The sequence below is a fragment of the Mesobacterium pallidum genome, from assembly GCF_019966535.1.
Classification (GTDB): domain Bacteria; phylum Pseudomonadota; class Alphaproteobacteria; order Rhodobacterales; family Rhodobacteraceae; genus Mesobacterium; species Mesobacterium pallidum.
Genome location: NZ_JAIMID010000028.1, coordinates 16935 through 30067 on the forward strand (window position 1 = coordinate 16935; position 13133 = coordinate 30067).

A 13133-nucleotide genomic window follows, 5' to 3' on the forward strand; every position below is an offset into this window, starting at 1 on the left:
ATCAACGCTGCAACACTCCCGAACCAAGGAGGCCGAGATGCCCGAAGCTTTTATCTATGACGCTGTCCGTTCACCGCGTGGCAAAGGCCGCCCGGACGGCGCGCTGCATGAAATCACCGCAGTCGATCTGGCGGCGCAGGTGCTTGGCGCAGTCCGCGACCGCAACGATCTGGACACGACGCTGGTCGACGATGTTATCCTGGGCTGTGCGCAGCCCGTCGGCGAACAGGGCGGAAATATCGGCCGGGCCGCCGTGCTGGTGGCCGACTATGACGAAGGCGTCGCCGGCCAGCAGGTGCACCGGTTCTGTGCTTCGGCGCTGGAGGCCGTGAACACCGCCGCCGCGCATATCATGGCCGGTCAGTCCGATGCGGCCATCGGCGGCGGCGTCGAATGCATGTCGCGGACCTATATCGGGGCCGACACCGGCGCCTGGACCGCCGACCCTTGGGTCAACTATCACCAATATTTCGCGCCGCAGGGCATCGGTGCGGACATGATCGCCACGCTGGACGGCTACACCCGCGAGGATGTCGACGCCTATGCTGTCGAAAGTCAGAAACGCGCCGCCGCCGCCTGGCAGGGCGGCCGGTTCGCCAAATCCATCGCGCCGATCCGGGACGCGCTTGGCGACGTGATACTTGACCATGACGAATACATGCGTCCCGGCACGACGATGGAAGGGCTCGCCTCGCTCAAGCCCGCCTTCACCGCACTTGGCGAAAAGGGCGGTTTCGACAAGATCGGCATGATGCGCTACCCCGAAATCGAGCGGGTGAACCATGTGCACACCGGCGGAAATTCCTCGGGCATCGTCGATGGCGCCTCGGCCGTGCTGGTCGGCAGCGAAGGTTTCGGCACCGCCTCGGGACTCAAGCCGCGCGCCCGGTTCCGGGCGTTCACGTCCATCGGGTCCGAGCCGACGATCATGCTCACCGCCCCGGCGGACGTGTCGCGGAAGACGCTCAAGCGGGCCGGGATGACGGTGGACGACATCGACCTGTTCGAAATCAATGAAGCCTTCGCCTCGGTCGTGATGCGCTTCATGCGCGAACTCGACCTTGATCCCGAGAAGGTGAACGTGAACGGCGGGGCGATTGCCATGGGCCATCCGCTTGGCGCCACTGGCGCGATGATCCTTGGCACCGTGCTGGATGAGCTGGAACGGCGGGACCTGAATACCGCACTGATCACGCTCTGCGCCGGGAACGGACTGGGCACCGCCACCATCATCGAACGCGTGTAAGGAAAACCCGACATGAAACATATCCGTTACGCCGTCCGCGACGGGATCGCCACCCTGACGCTCGACAATGCCGATGAGTCGATGAATCTGGTGTCGCCCGAGTTCATCGCCGAGTTCACCGAGGCGGTGGAGAAAGTCGCATCCGACCCGGCCGTGACAGGCGCGATCGTCACTTCGGCCAAACCCGCCTTCATGGCCGGGGCCGATCTGAAATACGTGGGTACTGCCTATGACCGGGGGATGAGCAAGGCCGATGCCGTCGGCTTCTGCAAGGCACCGAGCGACATGCATCGCCACATGGAAACCTGCGGCAAGCCTTTTGTCGCGGCGATGAACGGCCTGGCCCTTGGTGGCGGTTTCGAACTGGCGCTGGCCTGTCATCATCGGATTATCGTCGACGATCCCAAGGCCGTCGTCGGCCTGCCCGAGGTCAACCTCGGGCTGCTTCCCGGTTCGGGCGGAACGCAGCGCCTGCCCCGCATGCTTGGTACGGAACGCGCCTTGGATCTGCTGCTGTCCGGGCGCACGGTCGGACCCGAAGAGGCGCTCAAGATCGGGCTGGTCGACGAGGTCGTGCCCGCAGACAAGCTGTTGGAAGCCGCTGCGGACTGGCTGGCCAAGGGACCGGACCCTGTGCGCGACTGGGACAAGAAGGGCTATCAGCCGCCCGCCGCGCTTGGCGTGCTCGACATGAAAACCGCCACGATCCACACGATGACGGCGGCGTCGCTGTCGGCGAAGACATGGCACAACTACCCTGCGCCGATCGCTATCGAAACCGTGGTGTTCGAGGGCATGCAGCAGCCCTTCGACCGGGCGCAGGCGCTGGAGAACAAGTACTTCGCCCGCCTTCTGACCGACCCCGTCTCGCGCAATATCATCCGCACCACCTTCCTGAACAAAGGAAAAAACGATGCCCTGACGATGCGGCCCACGGGCGTGCAGACCTACACGGTCAAGAAACTGGGCGTTCTGGGCGCGGGCATGATGGGCGCAGGAATCGCCAATGTCGCAGCCGCCGCGGGGATCGAGGTCGTGGTGATCGACGCGACGCAGGCCAATGCCGACAAGGGCAAGGCCTATTCGGAGAAGGTGCTGGGCCGCATGGTCGAGAAGGGCAAGCGCACGCAGCAGGCCGCCGATGCGGTGCTGGCGCGGATCAACCCGACCACGGACTATGCCCTGCTCGCAGATGCAGACCTGATCATCGAAGCGGTGTTCGAGGATGTCGCGGTGAAGGCGGATGTGACCAAGAAGGCAGCGGCAGTTCTGCCGGATACCGCGCCCTTCGCCTCCAACACCTCGACCCTTCCGATTTCGGCTCTGGCCGAAAGCTTCCCCCGACCCGCCGATTTCATCGGGCTGCACTTCTTCTCACCGGTCGACCGCATGGGACTGGTCGAGGTCATCATGGGGCGCAAGACATCCGATGAAACGCTGGCGCGCGCGCTGGATTTCGTGAAGCAAATCCGCAAGACGCCGATCGTGGTCAATGACAGCCGAGGGTTCTACACCAGCCGGGTGTTCCAGACCTTCATCCACGAAGGGATGGCGATGCTGCAGGAGGGTGTGAAGCCTGCGTTGATCGAGAACGCCGGAAAGATGGCAGGCATGCCGGTCGGTCCGCTGATGGTTACCGACGAGGTCTCTATCGAACTGCCGCTGATGATCGCCAACCAGGCGATTGCCCAGGATGGCGACGCCTATCGCAAGCCGGTGTCCTATGACGTCATGACGAAAATGATGACCGACCTGGGACGGCCGGGCCGCAAGGGCAACGCGGGCTTTTACGAATATGCCGAAGACGGCGGCAAGCGGCTGTGGCCCGGACTGGCCGAACATTTCCCCGTCGCCTCCGAACAGCCGGACTTCGAGGAACTGAAGAAGCGGCTGCTTTATATCCAGGCGCTGGAAACCGTGCGCTGCCTTGAGGAAGGCGTGCTGACACGGGCCGAGGATGGCGACATCGGGTCCGTTCTCGGCTGGAGCTTTCCGACCTACACCGGCGGCACCATGTCCCTGATAGATACCGTCGGCGTGGCCGCCTTCGTCGCGGAATGCGATGCGATGGCCCAGAAATACGGAGAGCGGTTCAAGCCCACGTCCTGGCTTCGCGAACGCGCATCAGGGGAGGTCAAGCTGTATGGCTAACGTCGGCATGAAAAGAACCATCTTCGAGCCCGAGCACGATCAGTTTCGTGACACGGTGCGCCGGTTCTTCCAGAACGAGATCGGACCGAACGCGGAACGCTGGCGCGATCAGGGTCACGTCGATCGCGAGGCCTTCACAAAGGCAGGGGCGCTTGGTCTGCTGCTGACCTGGGCCGACGAAACATACGGCGGCGCAGGGATCGGCGATCTGCGCTATGAGCAGATCGTGTCGGAAGAGAACATGCGCCACGGGGATCCGGGCTTCTACATCCACCTCCATTCGAACCTTGTCGCGCCTTATCTTGGCGGGCTCGGGACAGAGGAGCAGAAGCGCCGCTGGCTGCCCAAATGCGTGACCGGGGAAACGATCCTGGCGATCGCCCTGACCGAACCGCACGCGGGCAGCGACATGGCGGCGATGCGCACGACCGCGGTCGAGGAAGGCGATCACTGGGTTCTGAACGGGTCCAAGACCTATATCTCGAACGGACAGCTGGCCGATCTTGTCATCGTAGCCGCCCGGACCTCCAAGACCGAACGCCACGGCGTTGGCCTTTTCGTGGTCGAGGCCGGGATGGAAGGGTTCAAGCGTGGCCAGCGCCTGAAGAAGATGGGGCTGGAGTCGCAGGACACCTCCGAGCTTTTCTTCGACAACGTCCGCGTCCCCAAAGCGAACCTGCTGGGCGATGCCAGCCGCGGCTTTCACTACCTGACAGAGTTTCTGGCGGGCGAGCGGGTGGTCGCGGCGATTGCCGCCGTGGCCGCAGCTCAGACCGCCTTCGACCTCACGCTGGAGTATGTGACCGACCGCCGTGCCTTCGGGCGCCCGGTCGGGATGTTCCAGAATTCGCGCTTCACCATGGCCCGGCTGAGGGCCGAGATCGACAGCGTCCAATGCTTCGTCGATCAGTGTGTGATCCAGCAGAATGCCCGCACGCTCGGCCCGGAAACCGCTGCTTCGGCCAAGTACCTTGCGACAGAGCTTGAAGGGCGGGTGATGGATGCCTGCGTCCAGCTGCACGGCGGCGCGGGCTATATGAAGGAATACCGTATCTGCCGGATGTACACGGATGCCCGTGTCTCGCGCATCTTCGCAGGGTCGTCGGAAATCATGCTTGAAATCATCGGCCGGGGCCTGGGGCTGGATGAACGCAAGCTGAACTGAATTCGGGCGGGCAGGGTCATCCGAGGACCTATCCAAAGAGAGTTTCGGTCCCCTGCCCCTCCGGAATAGCCTCGTTCAACGTCGCGAGAAATGCGGCGTGACGAAACAAGGTGCCGCGAAACTGCTTTGCGGCTTCAACGCCAAGGGAGGGAAATATCATGGTTCTCAAAAGAACTGCATCGCTCATTCTGGGAGGCTTGGCACTTGTCGCCGGCCTTGCGCCAGCCGCATGGGCACAAGTTCCCGGTGTCACCGACACCGAGATAAAGATTGGCATGTTCTCGCCGCTGTCCGGCCCGCTTGCGGCCTACGGCACCGATCCGCTGAACGCGGCCAAGTCGTATTTCGAAATGATAAACGACGAAGGCGGGATTAACGGCCGGAAGATCGTCTACCAGGTGGAGGACGACAAATGCACGCCGGCCGAAGCCAACACCATCGTACGCAAGTACATCAATGATGGCGTGTTCCTGCTGCTTGGCGGCTCGTGCTCCGGGTCGACAGTGTCGATCCAGGAACTGGTGAACCAGGAGAAGATCCCGCACTTCATGCTGAACGCGTCCGGGGACGCCGGGGTGTATCCGCCGACGGAATACCAGTTCGGCTCCGCTCCGGGGACACAGCGCGCCACCCTTGCGGCGGTCATGCAGTACGCTATCGACGGATTGGGTGCGAAGACCGTCGGAGTGTTGGGTCCGGACGACGCCATGGGGACATCGGCGCTGGAAATGATCTATGCCATGGCCAAGAAACATGACATTCAGGTCGTCGCGAACGAGATCATTCCCAACAATGCGACCGACGTCACCGTGCCGGTGCTGAACGTGCAGTCGGCCAACCCCGACGTAATTATCCTGACGACCTATGCGCCCCCCACCACCCTCGTGATGAAGAAAGTTGTGGAATTCGGCCTGCTCGACACCCCGATCATCTCGGCGATCCAGGGTGTCTCCAACACCGTCGATTTCGTAAAGAGCCTCGACGGCGATACCTCCGGTCTGGGCAATTTCTACTACGCGCACCCGCTGGTCGCAGAGTCGATGGACGATCCCGAGCTCAAGCCCTGGAAGGACCTGATGGTCAAGTACTTCCCCGAGCGGCCCGAGCCGGGCATCATCGGGGCCTATGGCTTCCCCCACGCAATGGCGATTGTCGACGCGATCAAGCGCGCCGGTCCCGACCTGACCCGCGAAAGCTTCATGGCAGCGATCAACGAAACCCAAGTCGAGACCAAAGTCATGGCCGCGCCGACGGTTTTCACCCCGGACAGGCGTGACTCCAACCGTGGCCAGATCATTGTCAAGTTCGACGGCACCACCGTGGAACGCGTCGGCGGTCCCTACATCTGGGACGAACTCATCGATCCCTCGACCTTCGACAAGTAAGGTGTGGTCAGGCGGCGCCGACCCGTTCGGCGCCGCCTTTCCGTCCGCGCCCGAGATCAAGGAAACACAATCATGTCCACGACGCTTGCGCTGATCATCATCAGCGGGATCGCGACCGGTTCGGTCTATGCTCTGATCGCGCTGTCGATCGTCATCGTCTACAAGTCCTCCGAAGCGGTGAACTTTGCGGCCGGTGAGGTCGTCATGGTCGGCGCCTACATCGCACTGTTCTTCATCGTCTCGACCTCGGTTCCGTACTGGCTGATCTTCCCGATTGTCGCAATCGGCACCTTTGCGATCGGGGCGGCCTTTGAACGGGCTGCCATTGTTCCGATCATCCGGCGCATGTCGGCCCGCGAAAACCCCCTGATCCCGATCGTGATCGCCACCTTCGGTCTGTCTCTGATGCTCAAGGGCATTGTCAGGGTCATACCCTATACCGAACAGGTCCGTTCGCTGCCGCCGCTGGTGCGCGGTGCGCCGATCCGGATCGGAGACGTCATGATCCTGCGCGCCGATCTGGCCATCGTGGTGATTTCTGTCCTGTTCATTCTCGGGTTCTGGATATTCTTCACCCGCACGCTTCTAGGCCGTGCCCTTCAGGCCTCCAGCCAGAACCCACTGTGCGCGCAGCTTTCCGGAATTCCGGTGGCGCGGATGCGCATGATCGTCTGGGGCATCGCCGGGCTGATGGCCGGTGTCTGCGGCGTACTTGTCGGCCCGAAACTGGGGCTTACGCCAGACATGGGCGGGGTCATCATGGTGGCGCTGGCGGCCGCGGTCATCGGCGGGTTCTCGAACCTGCCCGGATCCATCGTTGGCGGGTTCACCATCGGGGTCCTGCAGAACCTCATCGGGTACTGGTTCGGCTCCGAAACCATCGCCGTCGCCCCGTTCATCATGATCATGGTCGTGCTCGTGCTGCGCCCGCAGGGTCTTTTCGGCGGCCCTGTCCACGTCAAGAAGGTCTGACCCCATGTATGGAACGCTCTCGAAATCCGAGACCCTCTGGCCGGTATTCATCGTCATCGCGGGACTGCTGCTGCCGTTCTTCGCCAACAACTACCAGCTGTATCTGGGCTGTGTGCTGATCGTTTATGTCGTGCTCGCGCTCGGGCTCGACATCATCATGGGGCGCGCCGGTCAGTTCGCCTTCAGCCATATCGCCTTTTACGGCATCGGGGCCTATGCGACCGCAATCCTGCAACAGCGCTTCGGCGTCCCCTTCCCGATCGGACTGGTGATCGCGGTGCTGCTCAGTGCCGGGATCGCGTGGCTGGTCGCGATGGCCTCGGTCCGGTTGCGGCACATCTACCTCGGTCTTGCCACGGTAGCCTTCGCTTCGGCGGCACAGTGGCTGGCGCAGACCTGGAAGGGCGTGACCGGCGGTGTCGACGGGATGCGTCTGCAACCCTCCGACATGATCTTTTTCACTTCCCGGACGGATGCTTCAAACTTCCGTATCCTGGCCGTGATCCTTGCGATCATGCTGCTGCTGAATTTCCTGCTGATCCGCTCTAGGCTGGGGCGCGCCATGGCCGCGATCCGGGACAGCGAACATGTCGCTTCGGTTTCGGGGATCGACGTCCGCCGGACCAAGGCGTGGGCCTTCGTCATCTCAAGCGCCTATGCCTGCGTCGGGGGGGGCATGCTGGTGGTCTTCAACTCCTTCATCGACCCGATGAACTTCACCTTCGCGCCCGCCGTCCTGTTGCTGACCATGCTGGTCGTGGGTGGAATGGGGTCCGTCGCGGGGGTCGTGATCGGGTCGCTGACCATGGGCATCCTTCCCGAGATCCTGCGATCGACCATGGGAGATTTCATTGTCTGGCAGGAATTCGTCTACGGGCTGATTCTGGTGCTGTCGATCACGCTGATGCCTCAGGGCATCTGGGGTCTCGTTCGGAACCGGACCGAAAGCAAGCGGAGCGCGACATGAGCCTTCTTACCCTCGATGACGTCACCATAAGGTTCGGCGGGCTGACCGCGCTCGACAAGCTGTCGATGCAGATCGAACCGGGAACGATCCATGCGCTGATCGGTCCGAACGGAGCGGGCAAGTCAACCGCGTTCAACGCCATCACCCGCGTCTACAATCTATCGGGCGGCAGCGTCAGCTTTGACGGAGCAGAGATTTCGCGCCTTCCCGCGCACAAGCTGGCCGGACTGGGCATCGCACGGACATTCCAGAACATCGAACTCTGCAGGCGGATGACCGTGCTGGAGAACGTGCTGGTCGGCATGAACCCCAGGATCGCGACCTACAATCCGCTCTGGCCCGGCCGGACCCGGTTCCGCAGCGAAAAGGACGCGGTCGCCGAGGCCGACGCCCTGTTGGAACGCATGGGTCTGTCTGCCGTCCGCGACACCAAGGCTGCGGCGCTGGATTTCGGACGGCAGAAGATGCTCGACATCACGCGGGCCCTGGCCTCGCGGCCGCGCATCCTGCTGCTGGACGAACCGGCCGCCGGCCTGCGCAACCGTGAAATCGCGGCGCTTGACGCGATGCTCAAAGGTCTGCGGGACGAGGAGGGTCTGACGATCCTGCTGGTCGAACACGTGATGCACCTCGTGATGGCGATCGCCGATCGCATCACCGTGCTGAACTTCGGAACGAAGATTGCCGAAGGGTTGCCCGCCCAAGTGCGGGAAGACCCCAAGGTCATCGAAGCCTATCTGGGAAGCGGTTATGCTGAAGCTTGATAACATCAGTGCCGGATACGGCGCGGTCAGCGCCCTGGAGGGCGTGAGCCTTGAGATAGCCGACGGCCAGATGGTCTGCCTTCTGGGGGCCAACGGCGCGGGCAAGAGCACCACGCTCAATTGCATCTCGGGGGTGGTTCCTCTGCGCGGAGGCCAGATCCTGCTGGATGGCGCCCCGCTTGCGGGCATCAAGGCCGAGGAGATCGTCCGCCGCGGCATCGCGCAGGTGCCCGAAGGGCGCGAGACCTACCCGGGAATGTCGGTACACGACAACCTCGTCCTTGGCGGTTGGGTCCACAGGCGCAAGCGCAGTCTGATCCGCGACGAACTGGACAAGGTCTACGCTCTGTTCCCCCGCCTGAAGGAGAGGGAACAGCAGCACGCGGGCCTTCTGTCGGGCGGCGAGCAGCAAATGCTGATGATCGGGCGGGCCCTGATGTCGCAACCGCGGATCCTGCTGATGGACGAACCCTCGCTCGGTCTGTCGCCGGTGCTGGTGGAACGGTTGTTCGAGACCATCGTCCAGCTTAACCGCGACGGGCTGACGATCCTGATCGTCGAACAGAATGCCCAGCTCGCCCTCAGGGTCAGTCAGTACGGCTACATCCTTGAAAACGGCGAGATGGCGACGCACGGAAATTCGGACACGCTGCGCCGTGATCCGAAGGTACGAGAAGCCTATCTGGGGACATGACGACGCTTCCCCTGACAATCGGCGCGCTTGTGAGGCAGGCGGCGCACCGATGGCCGGACCGGGCAGCCCTGAGGTTTGGCGACCGCGAGGCGGGTCATGCCGCGTTTCTGGCCGAAACAGAAACCTGCGCCCGCGCCCTGATCGCCAATGGCATCGGACGTGGCGACCGTGTCGGACTGTTTCTGCCCAATGGCTGGGCCTGCGTGATCCTGATGCATGCGCTCGGGATGATCGGAGCGGCGGCGGTGACGCTGAACGCCCGGCTGCGCATGTCCGACCTGCAGTTCGCGATCCGCAAGGCACGGCTCAAGGCCCTGTTCAGCGCCGAAGCGCCGCCGTTCGACGGCCTCGCACGGGTGTCGCAGGCGCTTTCGGACGGCATGGACCTGCCAGTCTTCGACGCGGTCCTCGCCTCGGGGCAAAGCGTTGCGCGCACCGATCTTGAGACGAAGGCCGCCCTGGTCGAACCGGGGGATGACTGGCTGATCATGTTCTCCTCTGGCACCACGGCTGATCCAAAGGCCTGTCGGCTGTCGCACCGGGCGGTGATCCTGTCCGCCGCAGGCATGGCCGATCGTTTCGGCATCGGCAGTTCCGACCGGTTCTGGGATCCTCTTCCGCTGTTCCACATGTCGACGATCCTGCCGATGACCGCGTGCCGCCTGCACGGGGCCTGTTTCATCGGCGTCGCCCATTTCGAAGCCGGCCCCGCCCTTGCCGAGATCGAGGCCACCGGCGCAACGATTGCCTATCCCGCGTTTCCGACACTGATGGCCGGGCTGATATCGCATCCGGATTTCGTCTGTCGGGACCTGTCGGCGGTCCGTCTGACGCTGGCCGTAGGCCCGCCCGATCTGCTGCGCCGCTTTCAGGCGGCGTGGCCGGACGCCCGGCAGGTCAGCTGCTATGGCCTGACCGAAGCCGGAGGGTTGAGCTGCTACAACCGGCCCGAGGACTCTGTGGATCAGCGGATGACGACCTCGGGGCGGCCGATCCGGGGCATGTCGGCGCGCATCACCGATCCCGGCAGCGGTCAAATCATTGGCCCCGGCGCACAGGGCGAGATCCAGCTGACCGGCGACACGCTGTTCAGCGGCTATTTCGACGACCCCGATCAGACCGCCGCCGCGATGACTCCGGACGGATGGCTGAAGACCGGCGATATCGGCCGGATGAGTGTCGCGGGGGATGTCACATATGTCGGGCGGATCAAGGACATGCTGCGCGTCGGCGGCGAAAACGTTGCCGCTGCCGAGATCGAGGGCTTTCTGGCCACGCATCCGGCGATCAAGCTTGCACAGGTGATCGGCGTGCCAGACCCGGTGCTCGAGGAGGTGCCGGTGGCGTTCATCGAGCTGGCCCCCGGCATGGCGCTGAGCGACGAGGAGGTCGTCGGCTACTGCCGCGACCAAATCGCGCGGTTCAAGGTTCCGCGCCACGTACGATTTGTAGATGAGTGGCCGATGTCGGCCACCAAGATCCAGAAATTCCGGCTGAGGGAAGACTTCCTCGCCGAAGCGGCCCGACCAAGGCACGACGTCGGCAGCTGAAGGTCAGATCCGACCGGCCCCGGGCGTCAGCCCAGGCCCAGTTCATCGATAAGCTGCTGTTGCAGCTTGAATTTCGCCACCTTCGTCGCCGACATCGGCCATTCGCTCACGAAGCGCACATGGCGCGGGACCTTGAAGCTGGCGATGCGGCCCCGGCAATGCGCGATCACCTCGTCTGCCGTCAGGGTGCAGTCGGGGGCGCATTCGATGAAGGCGGCCGGGATCTCTCCGTACTTCTCGTCCGGGATCGGCACAACCTGCGCCATCCGGATCGACGCGTGACCGGCCAGGAAACTTTCCACTTCCAGCGCCGAGACGTTCTCTCCGCCCACCTTCATCTGGTCCTTGAGCCGCCCGCGGAACCGCAACAGCCCGTCTTTGGACATCGAACCGTAGTCGCCGGTGCGGAAATACCCGTCCGGTGTATGGGCCGAGGCGGTCAGGTCAGGCTGGTTGAGATAGCCCGCGAACAGCGCGGGACCTTTCACGGCGATTTCACCGGGTGCGTCCAACCCGACGTCCTGCCCCGTGCCGGGGTCGATGATCCGCGCGGACCAACCGGGCATGAAGTGACCGACCGTGGTCATTCGGGCTTCGTAACTGTCGTCCGGGTGGTTGAAAGTGACGATCCCGGTCGTCTCGCTCATCCCATAGGCTGATAGCAGCAGGGCATCTGGAAAGGCCGCCTGAATCCGCTTCTGAATTTCCTCGGGTCCGACGTCGAAGACGTAGCGCACACGGGAAAAGTCGGTGTCCGCAAAGTCCGCGTCGCTCATGATCGGCAAAAGGATTGTCGGGAACAGAGGATAAAGAACTGTCGGTCTTTCGTCCCGGAACTGGGCGAAGGCACGGGTCACGTTGAAACGGCTCATGCCGACGAACTTGGCGCCCCGCGCCAGGCACACTGACATGAACAGGACCCCCCCGATGTGGAACATCGGCAGCGGGCACCACCATCCGTCCTCGGGTCCGATGGCAAACAGATCGGCCGTGGACTGCGCCGTGACGACGAGACAGCGGTTTGGCAGCAAGCAGCCCTTTGGCGCCGCCGTCGTGCCCGAGGTGTAAAGGATGATCTGCAGATCCTCGGGCCCCGGAGCGGCGGCGGGATCAGGGTCGGGCTGGCCTTCTGCACGGACCGGCAGGCTGTCGGCCGGGATCATCCACGCCGGGGTGCCGCTGCCGAAATGGACGATGCGCCGCAGCGCGGGATAGCCTTCAATCGACAGGGCATCAGGGTCGGCATTATCGGTCAGGCCTGGCAATGCCTCGGCCAGCAGGTCCTTGAAGTTCACGTGATCGTCCACGGCGCCGGTCGTGAAGACCGCCGCGACGCCTGAATCGCGCAGGATGTGGCCCAGTTCGTGGGCCCGGAAGCGGGTGTTGACCGGCACGATAACCACGCCGGTCATCGAGGCCCCGACGAGGATCTCGATGAATTCCATGCAGTTGGGAATAAGCAGCGCGACCCTGTCTCCCGGCCCGAGACCAAGCGCGCCAAGTTGGCGCGCCCGATCGGTCCCGGCCCGGAGAAGAGAGCCGTAGGAATGGCGTGCGTCGTCCATCACCACTGCCGTTGCGTCGCGGAAGCGGGCGGCGGTGTCGCGCAGCATCGTCGCATACCCCGTCACGGCGCGGCTGTCTCTTGCCATGGCTCTGATCCTCCGGGCTGGGTGCTAGTTGCGGTTGGCGCCGGCCATGAAGAACAGGACCTACGCATCTTCGGTGCCCGTGTTGCGCCAGGCGTGGTCCGCGCCGTTCAGCACGATCGTATCGCCCTTGTTCAGTGTCACCACGGTCCCGTCGGACAGAATGCAGTCGACGGTGCCCGACAGCACCATGTCGAAATCGGTGGTGTCTGACTTGTGCATCCCGGGAATGCCCTCGCTTTTCAGCTCGGCACCGCCAGTCAGGCTCTTGGCTTCGGGCGTGACCTCCTGCCCTGCGGGGTAAGTCGCGATATAGACCCGGAAGCCGCCAACGGGGGGGTACAGCGTTTCGAATCCCGACTGGGTTCCGTCGTCCGGGAAAGTGGCGGCCGTGTCGTTGCCCCACATGGTATGAAGCGCGCCGACCCCGGCCATGTCGGTCGGGGCCACCATTTCGTCGCTGGCCACGATCGAGATGCCGTCGGGCTGCGCGATGACGACGCGGCGCACCGGGTCGGCCGCCCAGGCCATGGATGAGGTCGTGCCCAGGACCAGCGCGGCCGCAAGTTTCAGATGTCTCATGTCTTCTC

General features: G+C 63.6%; 11 protein-coding genes. 9 read left to right on the forward strand and 2 right to left on the reverse strand.

What is annotated here, in order from left to right; all coding sequences use genetic code 11:
* Positions 1-37: 37 nt before the first annotated feature.
* The 9 genes from MF270_RS25420 to MF270_RS25465 all read left to right on the forward strand — a co-directional run bounded on the left by MF270_RS25420 (position 38) and on the right by MF270_RS25465 (position 10894).
* On the forward strand, positions 38-1246 hold the full coding sequence (locus MF270_RS25420) for an acetyl-CoA C-acetyltransferase (protein WP_238368456.1): 1209 nt from the start codon (positions 38-40) through the stop codon (positions 1244-1246).
* A 12-nt stretch (positions 1247-1258) separates the two neighbouring features.
* On the forward strand, positions 1259-3397 hold the full coding sequence (locus tag MF270_RS28280) for a 3-hydroxyacyl-CoA dehydrogenase NAD-binding domain-containing protein (protein ID WP_272490879.1): 2139 nt from the start codon (positions 1259-1261) through the stop codon (positions 3395-3397).
* Between the two features lie 7 nt (positions 3398-3404).
* On the forward strand, positions 3405-4562 hold the full coding sequence (locus tag MF270_RS25435; protein ID WP_238368457.1) for an acyl-CoA dehydrogenase family protein: 1158 nt from the start codon (positions 3405-3407) through the stop codon (positions 4560-4562).
* A gap of 158 nt (positions 4563-4720) precedes the next feature.
* A complete protein-coding gene (locus MF270_RS25440) occupies positions 4721-5947 on the forward strand; it encodes an ABC transporter substrate-binding protein (protein WP_238368458.1) in 1227 nt (408 codons plus the stop codon).
* Positions 5948-6019: 72 nt separating this feature from the next.
* On the forward strand, positions 6020-6919 hold the full coding sequence (locus MF270_RS25445) for a branched-chain amino acid ABC transporter permease (RefSeq protein ID WP_238368459.1): 900 nt from the start codon (positions 6020-6022) through the stop codon (positions 6917-6919).
* A gap of 4 nt (positions 6920-6923) precedes the next feature.
* Positions 6924-7886, forward strand: a complete 963-nt coding sequence (locus MF270_RS25450; protein ID WP_238368460.1) for a branched-chain amino acid ABC transporter permease — start codon at positions 6924-6926, stop codon at positions 7884-7886.
* Entirely contained in the window at positions 7883-8650 is a 768-nt protein-coding gene (locus tag MF270_RS25455; RefSeq protein ID WP_238368461.1) for an ABC transporter ATP-binding protein, read from the forward strand. Before MF270_RS25450 ends, MF270_RS25455 begins: the two co-directional genes overlap by 4 nt.
* Entirely contained in the window at positions 8637-9344 is a 708-nt protein-coding gene (locus tag MF270_RS25460; protein ID WP_238368462.1) for an ABC transporter ATP-binding protein, read from the forward strand. The genes MF270_RS25455 and MF270_RS25460 overlap by 14 nt, the downstream gene beginning before the upstream one ends.
* Positions 9341-10894, forward strand: a complete 1554-nt coding sequence (locus MF270_RS25465) for a class I adenylate-forming enzyme family protein (protein WP_238368463.1) — start codon at positions 9341-9343, stop codon at positions 10892-10894. The genes MF270_RS25460 and MF270_RS25465 overlap by 4 nt, the downstream gene beginning before the upstream one ends.
* 26 nt (positions 10895-10920) lie before the next feature.
* On the opposite strand, the gene MF270_RS25470 is transcribed toward MF270_RS25465, so the two are convergent.
* The gene (locus tag MF270_RS25470; protein WP_238368464.1) at positions 10921-12546 is read right to left on the reverse strand and encodes a class I adenylate-forming enzyme family protein; all 1626 of its coding nucleotides are present in this window, start codon (positions 12544-12546) and stop codon (positions 10921-10923) included.
* A 60-nt stretch (positions 12547-12606) separates the two neighbouring features.
* Complete coding sequence (locus tag MF270_RS25475) at positions 12607-13125, reverse strand: cupin domain-containing protein (RefSeq protein ID WP_238368465.1); 519 nt, start codon at positions 13123-13125, stop codon at positions 12607-12609.
* Positions 13126-13133: the final 8 nt, after the last annotated feature.